This window comes from Halomonas mongoliensis (assembly GCF_052496345.1).
Window position 1 is genome coordinate 920,546 of record NZ_CP199288.1, and the last position, 15,698, is coordinate 936,243.

At 69.1% G+C, this 15,698-nt stretch carries 16 protein-coding genes; 10 read left to right on the forward strand and 6 right to left on the reverse strand.

Going from position 1 to position 15,698, the window contains the following annotated elements; translation table 11 throughout:
* Positions 1-17: 17 nt before the first annotated feature.
* Positions 18-1,184 carry a nickel/cobalt transporter gene (locus ACRYRV_RS04195; protein WP_444985856.1) on the reverse strand — a complete coding sequence of 389 codons (1,167 nt, stop codon included), beginning with the start codon at positions 1,182-1,184 and terminating at the stop codon, positions 18-20.
* Between the two features lie 92 nt (positions 1,185-1,276).
* Between ACRYRV_RS04195 and folE2 the strand changes: the two genes are divergently transcribed.
* Genes folE2 through thrS form a run of 4 tightly spaced genes read left to right on the forward strand, consistent with a single transcriptional unit; the run spans position 1,277 to position 6,078 of the window.
* A complete protein-coding gene (gene folE2 / locus ACRYRV_RS04200) occupies positions 1,277-2,173 on the forward strand; it encodes a GTP cyclohydrolase FolE2 (protein ID WP_444985855.1) in 897 nt (298 codons plus the stop codon).
* The gene (gene hisI, locus ACRYRV_RS04205; RefSeq protein WP_444985854.1) at positions 2,173-2,586 is read left to right on the forward strand and encodes a phosphoribosyl-AMP cyclohydrolase; all 414 of its coding nucleotides are present in this window, start codon (positions 2,173-2,175) and stop codon (positions 2,584-2,586) included. The genes folE2 and hisI overlap by 1 nt, the downstream gene beginning before the upstream one ends.
* 25 nt (positions 2,587-2,611) lie before the next feature.
* On the forward strand, positions 2,612-4,006 hold the full coding sequence (gene cysS / locus ACRYRV_RS04210) for a cysteine--tRNA ligase (protein ID WP_444985853.1): 1,395 nt from the start codon (positions 2,612-2,614) through the stop codon (positions 4,004-4,006).
* Positions 4,007-4,056: 50 nt separating this feature from the next.
* Positions 4,057-6,078 carry a threonine--tRNA ligase gene (gene thrS, locus ACRYRV_RS04215; RefSeq protein WP_444985852.1) on the forward strand — a complete coding sequence of 674 codons (2,022 nt, stop codon included), beginning with the start codon at positions 4,057-4,059 and terminating at the stop codon, positions 6,076-6,078.
* A gap of 164 nt (positions 6,079-6,242) precedes the next feature.
* On the opposite strand, the gene ACRYRV_RS04220 is transcribed toward thrS, so the two are convergent.
* Positions 6,243-6,590 carry a hypothetical protein gene (locus ACRYRV_RS04220; protein WP_444985851.1) on the reverse strand — a complete coding sequence of 116 codons (348 nt, stop codon included), beginning with the start codon at positions 6,588-6,590 and terminating at the stop codon, positions 6,243-6,245.
* 32 nt (positions 6,591-6,622) lie between these two features.
* Positions 6,623-6,994: an ArsR/SmtB family transcription factor gene (locus ACRYRV_RS04225; protein WP_444985850.1), complete on the reverse strand. Its 372-nt coding sequence runs from the start codon at positions 6,992-6,994 to the stop codon at positions 6,623-6,625.
* Between the two features lie 202 nt (positions 6,995-7,196).
* Between ACRYRV_RS04225 and luxS the strand changes: the two genes are divergently transcribed.
* The 6 genes from luxS to ACRYRV_RS04255 all read left to right on the forward strand — a co-directional run bounded on the left by luxS (position 7,197) and on the right by ACRYRV_RS04255 (position 12,936).
* The gene (gene luxS / locus ACRYRV_RS04230) at positions 7,197-7,721 is read left to right on the forward strand and encodes an S-ribosylhomocysteine lyase (RefSeq protein WP_444985849.1); all 525 of its coding nucleotides are present in this window, start codon (positions 7,197-7,199) and stop codon (positions 7,719-7,721) included.
* A gap of 144 nt (positions 7,722-7,865) precedes the next feature.
* On the forward strand, positions 7,866-8,771 hold the full coding sequence (locus ACRYRV_RS04235; RefSeq protein ID WP_444985848.1) for a metal ABC transporter solute-binding protein, Zn/Mn family: 906 nt from the start codon (positions 7,866-7,868) through the stop codon (positions 8,769-8,771).
* Positions 8,762-9,487 (forward strand): metal ABC transporter ATP-binding protein, encoded by a 726-nt coding sequence (locus tag ACRYRV_RS04240; protein ID WP_444985847.1) that lies wholly within the window; start codon positions 8,762-8,764, stop codon positions 9,485-9,487. The genes ACRYRV_RS04235 and ACRYRV_RS04240 overlap by 10 nt, the downstream gene beginning before the upstream one ends.
* Positions 9,484-10,317: a metal ABC transporter permease gene (locus ACRYRV_RS04245; RefSeq protein WP_309636168.1), complete on the forward strand. Its 834-nt coding sequence runs from the start codon at positions 9,484-9,486 to the stop codon at positions 10,315-10,317. Before ACRYRV_RS04240 ends, ACRYRV_RS04245 begins: the two co-directional genes overlap by 4 nt.
* 131 nt (positions 10,318-10,448) lie before the next feature.
* Positions 10,449-12,539, forward strand: a complete 2,091-nt coding sequence (locus ACRYRV_RS04250) for a TonB-dependent receptor plug domain-containing protein (RefSeq protein ID WP_444985846.1) — start codon at positions 10,449-10,451, stop codon at positions 12,537-12,539.
* Between the two features lie 118 nt (positions 12,540-12,657).
* Positions 12,658-12,936 (forward strand): TIGR03643 family protein, encoded by a 279-nt coding sequence (locus tag ACRYRV_RS04255; RefSeq protein ID WP_444985845.1) that lies wholly within the window; start codon positions 12,658-12,660, stop codon positions 12,934-12,936.
* Here the strand turns inward: ACRYRV_RS04255 and ACRYRV_RS04260 are convergent.
* From ACRYRV_RS04260 to ACRYRV_RS04270, 3 genes are all read right to left on the reverse strand, one after another.
* Positions 12,933-13,337, reverse strand: coding sequence for a fluoride efflux transporter FluC (locus ACRYRV_RS04260; RefSeq protein WP_444985844.1), 405 nt, complete (start codon positions 13,335-13,337; stop codon positions 12,933-12,935). The two genes, ACRYRV_RS04255 and ACRYRV_RS04260, sit on opposite strands and share 4 nt — an antisense overlap.
* Complete coding sequence (crcB, locus tag ACRYRV_RS04265; protein ID WP_444985843.1) at positions 13,334-13,732, reverse strand: fluoride efflux transporter CrcB; 399 nt, start codon at positions 13,730-13,732, stop codon at positions 13,334-13,336. The genes ACRYRV_RS04260 and crcB overlap by 4 nt, the downstream gene beginning before the upstream one ends.
* Positions 13,733-13,892: 160 nt before the next feature.
* Positions 13,893-14,954: a magnesium transporter gene (locus ACRYRV_RS04270; RefSeq protein ID WP_444985842.1), complete on the reverse strand. Its 1,062-nt coding sequence runs from the start codon at positions 14,952-14,954 to the stop codon at positions 13,893-13,895.
* Positions 14,955-15,698 lie beyond the last annotated feature (744 nt).

Here is a 15,698-nt window from a genome sequence, read left to right on the forward strand (position 1 = left end):
GCGTCAACGCGGCGCCCTCAGGAGAGCAGCGGCAGTCCGCCCGTCGGCGCGCTGCCGACCTGCCAGGCCAGCGAGGCCCCGAGCCACAGAATCGCCAGGCCGCCCCCCATGGCCAGCCAACCACTCAGCCGCCCCAGGCGCGCCGCGCCCCCACCGCCGGCGAACCGGCCGTAGTGGCGCATGACCCAGTCCCGGGCCAGCACGCTGGCCAGCGCCAGGGCCGAGACCGTCATCGCCGTGCCCAGCGCCATCACCATGACCGCCGCAGCCCCCAGGGCCGCATGGCCCAGCAGGCTGGCCGCCCCCATCATCAGCACCGCGCCGGTGCAGGGGCGCAGGCCGATTACCACCACGGTGGCCAGCGCCGTGCGCCAGTTGCCGACCTCCTCCGGGGCGATATGGTGGCGCGATCCGCAGCCGCAGCCATCGTGCTGATGGCCGTGAGCGTGCCCATGAACGTGGCTATGGTCATGCGTATGGCTGTGGTCATGCTCGTGGCTGTGGTCATGGGCATGGGCATGGCGGTGAGCGTGCGCATGGCCGTGAGCCCCCTGGTGGTCGTGGTGGTGGTGGGCGTGGCGGTGATCATGCTGGCCGTGATCGCCGCCGGCCCGCGTGCGCCGCAGCAGCCGCCAGGCCCTCAGGCAGAGCCAGGCCCCCAGCAGCGCCACCATCAGAAAGCTCGCCAGCTCCAGGCTCGCCACGCTGCCCACGGCCCGGCGCGTCAGCCAGCCCAGGCCCTGCACCAGCACCAGTACCATGGCGATGGCCATCATGCCCTGCAGCAGGGCAGCGCTGAACGAGAGCCCCAGGGCGCGCTTGAGGCCGCCACCCTGGGAGACCAGATAGGTGGAGAGCACCGCCTTGCCGTGGCCGGGACCGGCGGCATGGAAGACCCCGTAGCCGAAGCTCAGCGCCAGCAGCCAGCCGGCGGTGGCCCAGCTGGGCGTCTCGGACCAGCCGCTCACCGCCAGGGTGAGCGCCCGGTGAAGCTCGCGCTGCCAGGCCAGGATCTGCAGGCTCAGGCCGCGCATCACGCCCAGCTGCATCAGCAGCGCGGCCACGATGACCAGCAGCGCCAGGCCGCCCAGCCGCCATCGGTGGCGGGTCAGGAAACTTCTCAGCCGGTGGAAACCGCCGGCCGGGTCGGCAGACGAAGGAAGCGAGCTGGCGTGACGCGACATGGTGTACCTCGGGCAGGCCTTTGACTGGTGATCGGTCGACGCAAAATGTTATGTTATAACATTTGCAGCTGCAATCACCGAATGAGCCCTTTATGAACAAGCAACCTCTGGAAGATATCGCGGCCTCGCCCTCCACCCGCCTCGGCACCCTGAGCTGGGTGGGCATGGAGGGCATCGCCCTGCCGCTCAAGGTGGCCGGCCAGGCCATCGCCGGCCGCGCCTCGGCGGGCGTCAGCCTCGATGATCCCACCGCCCGCGGCATCCACATGTCGCGCCTCTACCTGGCGCTGGCCGAGCTGGAAGATCAGGAGCTCTCGCTGCCCCGGGTGGCCGCGGTGCTCGACGCCTTTCTGGGGAGCCACGAGGGGCTCGCCAAGCGCGCCTTTCTCGACCTGGAGGGGGAAGCGCTGCTGCGCCGCCCGGCGCTGATCAGCCCCCTGTCGGGCTGGAAGACCTACCCCTTCACCCTGCGCTGCCGCCGTGATGCCCAGGGCCTGCACGCCATCCTCGAGCTGAGCGTGGGCTACTCCTCCACCTGCCCCTGCTCGGCGGCCCTGGCCCGCCAGCTGATCCAGCAGGCCTTCGACGAGGACTTCACCGAGATACCGGTGACCCGCGAGTCGGTCAGGGCCTGGCTGGGCAGCGACCAGGGCGTGCTGGCCACGCCCCATAGCCAGCGCAGCCAGGCGCACCTGGCCGTGCGCCTCGACGCCGGCCGGGACGCCCTGCCGCTGCTGGCGCTGGTCGACCGCGTGGAGCGGGCGCTGGGCACCGCCCTGCAGACCGCCGTGAAGCGCGTGGACGAGCAGGCCTTCGCCCTGGCCAACGGCCAGAACCTGATGTTCTGCGAGGATGCCGCCCGGCGCCTGCACCACGCCCTGCGCGACCAGCCCGGCCTCGAGGGCTTCTCCCTGCGCGTGGTTCACGCCGAGAGCCTGCACGCCCACGACGCCGTGGCGCGCAGCCAGTGGAACTGGCAGGAGGCGTGATGGATATCTGGCTGCAGCTGGAGCAGGCCGAGCGCGGCGAGCGCCATGCGCTGGCCGAGGTGCTGGCCGCCATTCCCTGGAACGCCGACGGCCTGATCACCGCCATCGCCCAGCAGCACGACAGCGGCGAGGTGCTGATGCTGGCCTGGATGAACCGCGAGGCGCTGCTGGAGACCCTGACCACCGGGCGCGTCTGCTACTGGTCGCGTTCGCGGCAGACCCTGTGGCGCAAGGGCGAGAGCTCCGGGCACCGCCAGCGACTGGTCGAGGCGCGGCTGGACTGCGACGGCGATGCGGTGCTGCTCAGGGTCGACCAGCAGGGTCCCGCCTGCCACACCGGCCGCCCCAACTGCTTCTACAACGCCATTCGCGACGACGCGGTGGAGGTCATCACCGCGCCGCTGAATCGGTAACGCCAACGCCGCCCATGGGAGCACGATGCAACTCTTCAATACACTGACTCGCCGCCGCGAGACGCTGCGCACCGAACGGCCGGACCGCGTGACCCTCTACGTCTGCGGCCCCACCGTCTACAACTACGCCCATATCGGCAACGCCCGCCCGGCGGTGGTCTTCGACCTGCTGGCGCGGGTGCTGCGCCAGGACTATGCCCAGGTGGTCTATGCGCGCAACTTCACCGACGTGGACGACAAGATCAACGCCGCGGCGGCCGACGCCGGGGTGCCGATCCGCACCATCACCGAACGCTATATCGACGCCTACCACGAGGACATGCGGGCGCTGGGCGTGCTGCCGCCGGACCTCGAACCCAGGGTCACCGAGCACATGCCCGAGATCATCGCGCTGATCGAGACCCTGATCGAGCGCGGCCACGCCTACGAGGCCGAGGGGCACGTGCTCTTCCAGGTCGGCTCCTTCGCCGAGTACGGCCAGCTCTCCGGGCGCCGCCCCGAGGAGATGCTGGCCGGAGCCCGGGTGGAGGTGGCGCCCTACAAGCGCGACCCGCTGGACTTCGTGCTGTGGAAGCCCTCCGCGCCCGAGCAGCCGGGCTGGGAGAGCCCCTGGGGGCGCGGACGGCCCGGCTGGCACGTGGAGTGCACCGCCATGATCGGCGAGCACCTGGGCCACACCATCGACATCCACGGCGGCGGCCAGGACCTGATCTTTCCCCACCACGAGAACGAGATCGCCCAGGGCACCTGCGCCCACGGCGCCCGCTACTGCCATACCTGGGTGCACAACAGCTTCGTCACCGTGGACGGCCAGAAGATGTCGAAGTCGCTGGGCAACGTGCTGCTGGTGCGCGACCTGCTCGACCAGGCCCCTGGGGAGGCGGTGCGCCTGGCCCTGCTCGCCACCCACTACCGCCGCCCCCTGGACTGGAACAGCGAGCGCCTGATGCGCGCCCGCCGCACCCTGATCGAACACTACCGGGCGCTTTCCGAGGTGGAGGGGCTCGAGGCGGACCCCGCGACGCCGCCGGATGCCGAGCTTACGGCGGCGCTGCGCCGGGACCTCAACGTTGCCGAGGCGCTGACCCGCCTGCAGCGGCTGGTGGATGACCTGAAGGCCGCCGACGACGACGCCGGGCGCGCCCGCGCCAAGGGTGCCGTGCTGGCCTCGGCCAGGCTGCTGGGCCTGCTGCAGCAGCCCCCCGCCGAGGCCCTGGCGGCGCTGTCGCCCCGGCGCTCCGACCTGCCGGTGGCGCGCATCGAGGCGCTGGTCGCCGAGCGCGAAAGCGCACGACGGCAGCGCGACTTCGCCCGCGCCGATGCCCTGCGCGACGCCCTGGCCGAGCTGGGTGCCGAGGTGCGCGACACGCCCGAAGGTCCCCGCTGGGCGCCGCTGACCCTCGCCACCGGCAGCGCCTGATCCCTATCTCCTGCGCCCCATCTCCCCGAGAACCCCATGAGAACGACGCCATGACCGAGACGCCCTCCCCCGCCGCCGGCGACACCCTCACCATCACCCTGCCGGACGAGCGCGAGCTGACGCTGGCGTCCCCCACCAGCGTGGCGGAGATCGCCGCCGCCATCGGCCCCGGCCTGGCCCGCCAGGCGCTGGCCGGCCGCGTGGACGGCGAGCTGGTGGACGCCTGCGACCCCATCACCCGGGACACCCGGGTGCAGGTGATCACGCCAGACGACCCCGAAGGGCTGGCGATCATCCGCCACTCCTGCGCCCACCTGGTGGGCCACGCCGTCAAGCAGCTCTACCCCGATGCCGAGATGGTGATCGGCCCGGTCATCGACGACGGCTTCTACTACGATATCGCCTTCGAGCGCCCCTTCACGCCGGAGGATCAGGCGGCCATCGAGGCGCGCATGAAGGCGCTGATCGCCCAGGAGTACGACGTCATCAAGCGGCGGGTGCCCCGGGAAGAGGCCCTGCGGATCTTCCACGAGCGCGGCGAGAGCTACAAGCGGCGACTGATCGAGGAGATGCCCGACGAAGCCACCCTGGGGCTCTACTTTCACCAGGAGTACGTGGACATGTGCCGCGGCCCCCACGTGCCCAACACCCGCTTTCTCAAGCACTTCCGGCTGACCAAGCTCTCCGGCGCCTACTGGCGGGGCGATGCCCGCAACGCCCAGCTGCAGCGCCTCTACGGCACCGCCTGGGCCGACCGCAAGGCCCTCAAGGCCTACCTCAAGCGCCTGGAGGAGGCGGAGAAGCGCGACCACCGCCGCCTGGGGCGCCAGCTGGGGCTCTTTCACTTCCAGGAGGAGGCCCCCGGCGCGGTGTTCTGGCACCCCGGCGGCTGGACCGTGCTGCAGACCCTGATCGCCTACATGCGCCGCCGTCAGGCCGCCGGCGGCTACGTGGAGGTGAACACGCCGGACATCATGGACCGCGGCCTCTGGGAGACCTCGGGCCACTGGCAGAACTATCAGGAGCACATGTACACCACCCAGACGGAGGATGGTCGCTCCCTGGCGCTCAAGCCGATGAACTGCCCCGGCAGCGTGCTTCTCTACCGCCACGGCCTGAAGAGCTACCGCGACCTGCCCATCCGCATGGGCGAGTTCGGCAAGGTCCACCGCTACGAGCCCTCCGGCGCCCTGCACGGCCTGCTGCGGGTGCGCCACTTCACCCAGGACGACGCCCATATCTACTGCACGCCGGAGCAGATGAACGCGGAGTGCCGCCGGGTGGTGGCGCTGGTGCTCGACATCTACCGGGAGTTCGGCTTCGAGGAGGTGCGCCTCAAGCTCTCCACCCGGCCGGAGAACCGCATGGGCAGCGAGGCCGTCTGGGACCGCCTGGAGGGGGCCTTGACCGACGCCCTGGAGACGATGGAGCTGGCCTACGAGCTCAACCCCGGCGAGGGCGCCTTCTACGGGCCCAAGCTGGAGTTCGTGCTGCGCGACGCCATCGGCCGCGACTGGCAGTGCGGCACCCTGCAGGTGGACATGAACCTGCCCGAGCGCTTCGGGCTCGACTACGTGGACGAACAGGGCCTGCGCCAGCGCCCCGTGCTGCTGCACCGCGCGCTATTCGGCTCCCTGGAGCGCTTCCTCGGCATCCTGATCGAGCATCACGCCGGCAAGCTGCCCGCCTGGCTGGCGCCGCAGCAGGCGGTGGTGATGTCGATCACCGAGGCCCAGGCGGGCTACGCCGAGGCGCTTTGCGAGGCGCTGTGCGGCGCCGGGCTGCGCGCCGAGGCCGACGTGCGCAACGAGAAGATCGGCTACAAGATCCGCGAGCAGACCCTGCAGCGGATTCCCTTCCTGCTGATCGTCGGCGGCCGGGAGGCGGCCGAGGGCCGCGTGACCCTGCGCCACCGGGACGGCAGCGATCTCGGCACCCTGGACGTGGAGGAGGCCATCGCCCGGCTTCAGGCCGAGTGCCAGGCCCCCGACCGGGAGGCTCGGCACCACGACCAGGCGGCCCGCCTGGCGCGCCTGCGCGCTTCGGCAAGCGCCGCGGAGGCATCCGCATGAGCTCGACCGACGACCTCGGCGCGCGCCTGGCTGGTCGGACGCCCTCAGGGAGCGCCCATGGCCTTTCTGGAGATCCCTTGACGTGACAACCCCCGGCGCAAGCGCCGGGGGTTGACGGGAGGTGACTGGCCTGACGGCTCACCGGGGCGAGCCGTCAGCGGCGATCAGCGCATGACGTCGATGGGCCCGTGATCGTCGCAGTGGTCGCCGTGCGGATGGTGCAGGTGGCCATCAACCAGATAGTCGATGTGATCGCCGTGCGGTACCGGCTCGTGGCCGCATCCCGGGCCGTGCACGTGGTCGGGGTCGTGGCCCTGGCACTGATGGTGCGGCGTGCAGGCATCGGGGTTCTTGTCGGACACCTCGATGACATGCTCATCCACGTGGTCATCGTGGGGGTGATGCAGATGGCCATCGTGGAGATAGTCGACGTGGCCGTTGTGCAGGATGCGGGTATGGCCGCAGTCCGGGCCGTGCTCATGGGGATGATCGTGATGAATCTTGCAGCTCATGGTGACCTCCTGGGATAGTCGCCTGTCGGGGGCTAGACGTCGCTCTGGTGGGCCTGACCCGAACCCGCGGACGTCAGCTCGTCAGCATGCGCCAGGGCGTTCTCGATAAGCTCGACAACATGCTGGTCCGCCAGGCGATAGAAAAGGTGCTTGGCATCGCGACGCCTGACCACCAGCCTGGCATTCAACAGGGTTTGAAGTCTGGCGGACACGGTGGAGAGCTTCTGGCCCTCCGCCACCAGGTCGCCGACGCAGCGTTCGCCCTCTCGAAGCTGGTACAGCAGCGCCAGCCTGGCGGGGTCGCCCAGCGCCTTGAAGAGCCCCGCCGTGCGGGCCAGGCGCTGCTCGTCGGGCACCGAGCGGGGCGGGGCCGAGCGATGGTCGCGGGCGTCACAGGTGTCCATGCTGTCTCTCCATTCCCTGCGTTTTCTCCATTCCTTGCGCTGCCTTCATTCCAAAACTCCATGTAATGACGTTACGATAGTCCAGCGCCGGCCCTTCGTCAAACGTCCGGCGCTGGCGAACAGGCGGCGCGGCGAGATACCATGCAGGCACCGGGCGCGGCCCGTGCCGCCGCGCCCTTCCCCCTGACCTGCAGGAGTCGACATGCCGCTTCTCGACAGCTTTACCGTAGACCACACCATCATGAATGCCCCGGCGGTACGCGTTGCCAAGACCATGCGCTCCCCCTCCGGCGACGTCATCACCGTCTTCGACCTGCGCTTCAACAAGCCCAACGAGGACATGATGGGCGAAAAGGGCATCCATACCCTGGAGCATCTGTTTGCCGGCTTCATGCGCCAGCATCTGAACGGCGACAGCGTCGAGATCATCGACATCTCGCCCATGGGCTGCCGCACCGGCTTCTACATGAGCCTGCTGGGCAGCCCGAGCGAGCAGAGCGTCGCCGACGCCTGGCTGGCCGCCATGCGCGACGTGCTGGAGGTCAAGCGCATGGAGGACATTCCGGAGCTCAACGAGCACCAGTGCGGCACCTATCAGATGCACTCCCTGGAAGAGGCCCAGGCGATCGCCCGCGGCATCATCGAGCAGGGCGTGGGCGTCAATCGCAACGACGACCTGGCCCTCAGCCCCGAAAGGCTCAAGTCCCTGGGCAACGACGTCGCCTAAACCCCGGCCGTCCGCCTTGACTCGCCGAGCCGCAGCGCACGCCGTCGCGCGCTGCGGCAACCTGCCGCTCTCCCGCCGCAATGTCGTTATATTATAACGTAATTACTCATGTAATTATCCACGACATCAGGGACGGGCACCGCCATGCGCCACCATTTCCAACGCGCCTCGATGCTTCGACGGCGCAGCCTGGGCGGCCTGCTGCTGGCCGCTTGCCTGCTGGCACTCGCCGTGCCGGCCGCCGCCGCACCCCATACGCTGTTCGTCAGCATCCTGCCCCAAAAGTCCATGGTCGAGGCCGTGGCCGGCGACCTGGCCCGTGTCGAGGTGCTGGTACCACCGGGCCAGAGCCCGGCCACCTTCGAACCCGGCCCCCGCCAGATGACTCGGCTGAACGACGCGCTGGCCTACTTCTCCATCGGCGTGCCCTTCGAGGACACCTGGCTGCCGCGCCTGAAGCAGGCGCACCCGCAGGTCACCTTCGTAGATACCCGTGAGGGGATCGAGCTGCTGCCGATCGCCCAGCACCTACACGCCGTACCCGACGGCATGACGCTGAACCCGGAGCGCCTGGATCGGCATATCTGGGTCAGCCCACGCCGCATGATCGAACAGACCCGTAGCGTGCGTGACGCCCTGACTCGGCTGCTGCCGGAACATGCCGAACAGTTTCGGGCCGGAGCGGCGCGCCATGTCGCAGCGCTGGAGGCGCTGGACCGCGACATGGCCGAGACGCTGAGCGGCGTCGAAGGTCGCGCCTTCATGGTCTTTCATCCGGCCTGGGGCTACCTGGCCCGGGACTACGGGCTGCGTCAGATTCCCATCGAGGTGGACGGCCGCGAGCCCGGCCCCAGGGCGCTGCAGGCCACCATCGAGACGGCCCTCGCCGAGGAGGTACGCGTCATCTTCGTGCAGCGCCAGTTCAACCAGGAGGTGGCGCGAGCGGTCGCCGATGCGGTGGGCGCGGAAGTCGTCGCCATCGCCCCCCTGGCCGAGGACGTGCTGGACAACATGCGCCATATTGCCGAGGAGCTGGCAAGGTGGCTCTAACCCCGCCGCTGCTGCGCCTGGAGCGGGTCGCCTTCGGCTATGCCGACGGCACGCCGATACTCAGCGACGTCAGCTACTGCCTGGACGCCCCGCGCCTGGTGGCGATCAGCGGCCCCAACGGCGGCGGCAAGAGCACCCTGCTGCGCCTGATCGCCGGCCTGCTGACACCCTCCCGCGGCAACATCGAGCTGCTGGGCGGCACGGTGTCACAGCAGCGCCACCGGCTCGGCTACGTGGCCCAGCACCCCACCCTGCAGGCGGACACGCCGCTCAGCGTGCGCGACATCGTCGCCCAGGGCCGCCTCGATGCGCGCTGGTGGCGCCGCCTGGGAAGGAACGACCACGCCCGCATCGATGAGGCGCTCGCCGCCCTGCAGATCACCGAGCTGCAGGGGCGCACGCCGCGCTCGCTCTCCGGCGGCCAGCGTCAGCGCATGCTGATTGCCCGGGCCCTGGCGGCGAATCCCGACATGCTGCTGCTCGACGAGCCCTGCGCCCACCTGGACCGAGCCGGCGGCGACGCCCTGATGGCCACCCTGGCGGCGCTGGCGCAGCGGCTGCCGATTCTCATGGTCACCCACGACCTCGAGCAGGCCTGGCCCTATCTGGGCGAACTGCTCCACGTGGAGCGCTGCCTGTCGCGACGCTCCTTGACGCTACCCGACATTCACCCGACCGCTCATCCGACCGCGCACCGGGAGGCCGGCCACCGATGACCTTCCTGCAAGCCCTCTGGCACTACCCCTTCCTGCAGATCGTGATGCTGGCCGGCCTGGCGAGCGCCGTGGCCAGCGGCGTGGTCGGCCCGCTGGTGGTCTCACGGCGCCTCGCTTTCATGGCCGGCGGCATTGCCCATAGCGTGCTGGGTGGCCTGGGCATCGCCCACTGGCTGGGCGCCCCGCCGCTGCTCGGCGCCCTGCTGGCGGCCGTGGCCTCGGCGCTGCTGATCGCCTTTGCCAGCCTGCGCATCCGGGAGAACGAGGACATGCTGATCGGCGCCCTCTGGGCGGTGGGCATGGCCGTCGGCATCATCGCCCTGGCCCAGGCCCCCGGCTACAGCGTCAATCTGATGAGCTACCTGCTGGGCAGCCTGCTGATGGCCACCCGCGACCAGGTCATGCTGATGCTGGGCCTCAACGCGCTCATGCTGGGGCTGCTGTGGCTGAGCTATCGACCGCTGGCGGCCACCCTGTTCGACCCGGAATTCGCCGCCCTGCGAGGCGTGCCCACCGGCCTGCTCTACGCCTGCTTTCTGATCGTGGTGGCGCTGGCGGTCGTGGTGCTGGTCCACACCGTGGGGCTGGTGATGGTCATGGCGCTGGTCACCCTGCCGGCCGCCACCGCCCGGCTGGGTACGGCCCGCCTGCCCGCCATGATGCTTGCCGCCTGCGGTGCGGCCCTGCTGGCGGTGAGCGTGGGGCTGGCAACCGCCTATGCCGGCGACCTGCCGGCCGGCGCCACCATCGTGCTCTGCGCCGCCCTGCTCTACCTGGCGGGCCTGCTGATCCGGCACCTGATGGAACGGCGCAGGCGCCGGTCCGCCTGAGCGCCCGCCCTCTTCCACTGCGCTTTGCACGACTCGGCGCTCACCCACCCGGCACGTGCAAGGCATGCCCTACCTTAACTCACCCTCAGGAGGACCCGAGGCGCCCTTCAAGCGGCCTTGATCACCGGCTTATGCAATCGACAACCATCTCTCCGACACCCGGCGTGCTCAAGGCCGCCGCCACCGCCGCGCTGGCCCTCAGCGTGGGCGCCGGCACGGCCCAGGCCGACGTCCGCGCCCTGGACGATATCGTGGTCTCGGCCACGCGCACCGAGCGCAGCGCCGAGCGCTCTCCCATCGCCACCGAGGTGATCACCGAGCGCGACCTTCAGGCCCTGGGCGCCGCCACCCTGCGCGATGCGCTGCGCCAGACGCCGGGCGTGCTGACCACGCCCGGCCGCGGCGATATATCGATTCGCGGCGCCGGCGCCAACGGCACCCTGCTGCTGGTCGATGGTCGCCGCCTGGCCGGCGAGGTGGGCCAGGGCTTCGAGCTGGACCGCATCAGCGTGGCCCGCATCGAGCGCATCGAGATCGTCAAGGGCCCCATGGGCGTGCTCTATGGCTCTGACGCCCTGGGCGGCATCATCAACATCATTACCAAGTCGCCCCAGGATGGCCTCGAGGGCCAGCTGGAGGGCAGCGTGGGCGGCAGCGAGGCGGCGCGCTATCGGCTCCAGGGCGATCTCCGCGGCCGCCAGGGCGATACCGGCTTCAGCGGCTGGTTCTCGGCGCTCAAGCAGGAAGCCTGGCGCGAAACCCGCACCGCTCGCCCCCAAGTGCCGCTGCAGGGCCAGCCGGTGCCGCCCTCCGCTCACCCCTCGCCGCAGCTGCAGCAGCTTCCGGACAGCCAGCCAGTGGGAGTCAGCCTGCGCGAGCCCACGGAGCTGATCAACCTGGGCGGCCGCCTGGAGCAGCAGCTGGCGCCCGCCTTTCGCCTGGGCGCCGACCTCGACTATACCCACGAACGGCGCAGCGGCGACTTCATCGCCATGATGCACCCTTCCAATGTGAGCGGCCCCAGGGGCTCGCTTCCGGTGCGCAACGCCCCGGTTAACAACGACTGGGAAAACGACCGCTGGAACCTGGGCATCGATGCCCGCTGGCAGCCTCGGGAAGCCCTGCAGATCGACTGGCGCAGCTATCGCACCTACTACGAAAAGGACGAAACCATTACCACGCCGCTGTGGCGAGAGATGGGCTATGCCAGCCAGGCGGACTCCGCCAGCGTTTCCGGCACCGGCAAGGTCACCATCGACAGCCACGAACTGATTGCCACCCTGGGAGAAGGCGCCCATCGCACCCTGGTGGGCAGCGAATACCGCGAGGAGGAGCGCGACACACCCTTCTTCAATCCGGAAAACATCCCTGAAACCGCCACCAACCGTTACCTGGCAGGCTTCATGCAGCACGAGTGGGCGCTGAGCGAGCGCGTCGACCTGCTCGGCGGCGTGCGTCACGACCGGGCGTCCAATGCCAGCAACGCCACCAGCGTCAATCTGGGCGGGCAGTACCGGGCCAGCGAAGCCCTGAACCTGCGCCTCAACTTCGCCCAGGGGTTCCGCTCGCCGGACTCACCGGAGCTGTTTCTCAACCGCGAGACCCCCGCCGGGCGGCTGGTGGGCGCCAATGTGGCCGACGCCGCCCTCGGCAAGCAGGCGGCCAGCCTCGACCCTGAAACCAGCGACAATATCGAGCTGGGGCTGAGCGGCAGAGGCGATGGCTGGGACTATGACCTAGCGCTGTTCCAGACGCGCATCAGCGACCGCATCGAGCGCGTCAACCGCGGCGACTTCACGACCTTCGACAACACCAGTCGGGCGCGCATCAACGGCCTTGAAGCCGCCGTCGGCTACCGGCTGGCGCAGCCGCTCCGGGCAGGCCTGAGCTGGACCCTGCTCGACAGCGAAAACCGGGAGACGGGGGAGCGCCTGACCCTGGCACCGCGTCACGCCGGCGAGCTGAGCCTGAACTGGACGCCCGATCACGCCTGGCAGATCGACGCCAGCGTGCGCCGCGTCGGCAGCCAGGTCGTCAGCGCCGGCGCCGAACGCGCCGACGGCTATACCCTGAGCGATCTACGCATCACCTACCTGCCACCGACCCTGGGCAACACCGAGCTGTTCGGCGGGGTCGACAACCTCTTCAACGCCAGCATCGATGATCAGCTGGGCAGCGAGCCGGGGCGCCGCGCCTTTGTCGGGGTGCGCCAGTTCTTTTGAGTGCCGGCGGCCCGGTGCCGCCTCCGAGACGCCATCCGCCGGGGAGCCTTTGCTCCCCGGCGCTGTCTCAGCCTCCGCCAGCTCTTCTTTCCATACGCCGACCGCACAAGGAGTCTCCATGCGCCATCCTGCTCTCGAGCGCTACCGCCGGCTGCCTGCCGACGAGCGCTCGCGCCTGATCGAGATGGCCTGGGAGGATCGCACTCCCTTCGAGGCGATCGAGGCGCAGTTCGGCCTGAGCGAGGCCGATACCGTGGCGATCATGCGTCGCGCGCTGAAGCCGGCCGCCTTCCGGCGCTGGCGTCAGCGCGTTACCGGACGTGCCACCAAGCACCGGGCGCTGCGCCCGGCCGGAGTGGAGCGGGCCCACTGCCCCACCCAGTACAAGCCGCGCTAGCGCGCCATTCGATGAGCCATCCGCTGCCCGTGCCAGGCGGCGGCGAACCAGAGCGGCAGGCTGATGGCCACGTAGGCCGCGGCCAGCCAGGGGCGGCCAAGGGTGAGCAGATGCAGGGTCTCCAGGCTGAACAGCGAGAAGGTGGTGAAACCGCCGCAGAAGCCGGCCACCAGGAAGGGCTGCCAGCGCGCCACGCGACCGTGGGCGTAGCGCCCGCCCAGGGTGGCCAGCCAGGCGATCAGCCAGGAGCCGACGACATTGACCGCCAGGGTTCCCCAGGGGAAGAGCGAGCCGAAAAGCGTCAGAGAGCTCAGCGAGACCAGGTAACGCAGCAGGCTGCCGATCGCGCTGCCGAGCCCCACCGCCGCGTAGGGCACCAGAGCAGCATAGCGCCGACTCATGCGCCACCTCCCGCCAGCCACCAGCCGAGCGCCGCCATGGCCAGGCCCGCCAGGCAGGTGGCCAGCACGTTGGCCACGGCGCGGCGCGGATGGCCGCTCTGCCAGAGGGTCAGGGTCTGCAGGCTGAAGGAGGAGACGGTGGTGTAGCCGCCCAGCAGCCCCACCACCAGCGCCAGCCAGGCCGAGGAGAGATCCAGGGTGGTGGGAATCCCCAGCCGTGCGGCCCACCAGCCCGCCACCAGCGCGCCGCTCAGATTGACCGCCAGGGTGCCCCAGGGAAAGCGCGCGCCCAGCCGGCGGCTGAAGACATTGGTAACCGCCAGGCGGCCCATTCCCCCCAGGGCGCCGCCCACGGCGACCAGCAGCAGATTGAAGACTCCCAGGCTCTCGTGCACCTTGGCTCCCGGCGTATTATCGGATTCATGAGGCAGACCGGCAGGTGCCGACGAATGCCGCCCCATGATACGCGGGCTGCCTAGCCCTCCTCCAGCAGTCACCCGACAGCGCATCGCCCTGCCGGTGTCGACAGGGCGCTGCAGGCAGCGGATAGCGTGCTCAGCCGGAGAGGCCGAGCAGCCAGGAAGCCATCAGGAAGTAGACGGCCAGGCCGGTGAAGTCCTTGATGGTGGTGATGAAGGGGTCGGCGCCCGGGGCGTGATCGACGCCGATCTTCAGCATCACATAGGGCAGCAGGAAGCCCAGCACGCTGGCGGTCACCACGGAAACGAACAGCGACACGCCGACCACCACGCCGAGCATCGGAATGCCGTTGGGCGCGCCCTGCCAGGCCCAGGCGATGATGCCGGCAAGGGTTGCCAGCAGTACGCCCATGACCAGACCGACGCGCACCTCGCGCAGCAGGTGGTTGCGGAAGAAGCGGTTCAGGTCGATATGGCCCAGGGCCAGGCCGCGGGCAAAGATGGTGGTGGACTGGGTGCCGACGTTGCCGCCCATGTCCATGACCAGCGGAATGAAGATGGCCAGCGCCACCAGCGACTCCAGCACCCCCTCGAAGTGGTCGATCACGCCGCCCACCATCATGCCGCCGGCCAGGGTGACCATCAGGAACATGACCCGCACCTTGACCGGGTAGCCGATGCCGCCCGAGGTGAGTTTCTCGCTGCGAATGGCGTCGAGGTGGTGAGTCACGTCGCCCACACCCGCCTTCCAGTAGATGTCTTCGGACACCTCCTGGTCGAGGATATCCATGGCGGTGTCGAAGCGCAGCACGCCGCGCATCACGCCGCTGTCGGTCAGCACCGGCAGCAGCGGCAGGTCATGCTTCTGCAGCAGGCGCGCGGCGGCCTCCTGGTCCAGCGCCTCGTTGGCGTGCAGCGCCTGGTCCTGGGCCAGATCGCGCAGGGTGCGGTGGCCTGGCGCACGCAGCAGGGCGCTGAGGCGCACAAAGCCCAGATGGCGGCCCTCGGCGTCGTGAACGAACATCGCCGAGGAGACCTCGTCGGAGAGCAAGGAGTGGCGAATCATGCTCAGGGCATCCTCCACCAGGGTGTCGGCGCTGGCGCGCAGAAACTGCTGACAGATGACGTCGCGGACGGGGTGTGCGGCCTTCCTCTCCGCCTGAGCGGCGGCAGACAGATGAATGGCTTGGGTGGTCATGTCACGATTCCTTTTGCTTGGTCCCGGGAGCGCTGCGGCATACCGGGGACTTGTCTCAAGAGTTTTTCTACGCGCAACTTTCGTTAACAGGCGCCGGCAAGCACCGGCAGCCTTTACAAGCCAACTTCACGCAGCGCTATCAAAGAGCCCGTCTTGAAAAGCCCTTTAACAGCATTCTTGAGGCACAGCTTGATCCTTGCTCTTATATTGTCTTTCCTGACATGAAAGAAATATAAGAACAATAATACTCCACAGCGATTCAAATGAATCACCGGATGAAGCAACAGTATCGGGCGGCACTGCGGGCGGCATGACGCTGCATCCTGGGAGCACGGTAGAGTGCCACCCGGCGGCAAACGTCAGACACGGCAACGCTCGCGGCTTATCGAGCGCGAGGCGAAGAGGAGGATGAAGGCGTCTCCAGGCTGCTGATGGCCTGGGAGCGGGCTACCGAAGAGGCAGGCAGGGGCTCACAGGCGGGCAGGCAGCTTGGGGGCTTTCAGCGATCTCGGCACCCCACGCTCGAACAATCGACTACTGGGATCTTCCATGGTGTACCCCTGAGGTCTCGTGAAAACTTAGCCTGTTAAAAGTCAGCTCGAATAGAGCCAGCCTGTTAAATGCTTCCGTCTGCTTTCCTGTGGAAAGCGGGCGCAGTATATGCAGCGCAATAAACGAGTGTCAACGCGTTTCGGTACAATCGACAGGAACCGACTTCTTTGGATATCAAGATTCGGGACCGGC

Bases quoted from the DNA above. Each gene is read 5' to 3' on its own strand.
- ACRYRV_RS04195 (WP_444985856.1), bottom strand. From the start codon at position 1,184: ATGTCGCGTCACGCCAGCTCGCTTCCTTCGTCTGCCGACCCGGCCGGC.
- folE2 (WP_444985855.1), top strand. From the start codon at position 1,277: ATGAACAAGCAACCTCTGGAAGATATCGCGGCCTCGCCCTCCACCCGC.
- hisI (WP_444985854.1), top strand. From the start codon at position 2,173: ATGGATATCTGGCTGCAGCTGGAGCAGGCCGAGCGCGGCGAGCGCCAT.
- cysS (WP_444985853.1), top strand. From the start codon at position 2,612: ATGCAACTCTTCAATACACTGACTCGCCGCCGCGAGACGCTGCGCACC.
- thrS (WP_444985852.1), top strand. From the start codon at position 4,057: ATGACCGAGACGCCCTCCCCCGCCGCCGGCGACACCCTCACCATCACC.
- ACRYRV_RS04220 (WP_444985851.1), bottom strand. From the start codon at position 6,590: ATGAGCTGCAAGATTCATCACGATCATCCCCATGAGCACGGCCCGGAC.
- ACRYRV_RS04225 (WP_444985850.1), bottom strand. From the start codon at position 6,994: ATGGACACCTGTGACGCCCGCGACCATCGCTCGGCCCCGCCCCGCTCG.
- luxS (WP_444985849.1), top strand. From the start codon at position 7,197: ATGCCGCTTCTCGACAGCTTTACCGTAGACCACACCATCATGAATGCC.
- ACRYRV_RS04235 (WP_444985848.1), top strand. From the start codon at position 7,866: ATGCGCCACCATTTCCAACGCGCCTCGATGCTTCGACGGCGCAGCCTG.
- ACRYRV_RS04245 (WP_309636168.1), top strand. From the start codon at position 9,484: ATGACCTTCCTGCAAGCCCTCTGGCACTACCCCTTCCTGCAGATCGTG.
- ACRYRV_RS04250 (WP_444985846.1), top strand. From the start codon at position 10,449: ATGCAATCGACAACCATCTCTCCGACACCCGGCGTGCTCAAGGCCGCC.
- ACRYRV_RS04255 (WP_444985845.1), top strand. From the start codon at position 12,658: ATGCGCCATCCTGCTCTCGAGCGCTACCGCCGGCTGCCTGCCGACGAG.
- ACRYRV_RS04260 (WP_444985844.1), bottom strand. From the start codon at position 13,337: ATGAGTCGGCGCTATGCTGCTCTGGTGCCCTACGCGGCGGTGGGGCTC.
- ACRYRV_RS04270 (WP_444985842.1), bottom strand. From the start codon at position 14,954: ATGACCACCCAAGCCATTCATCTGTCTGCCGCCGCTCAGGCGGAGAGG.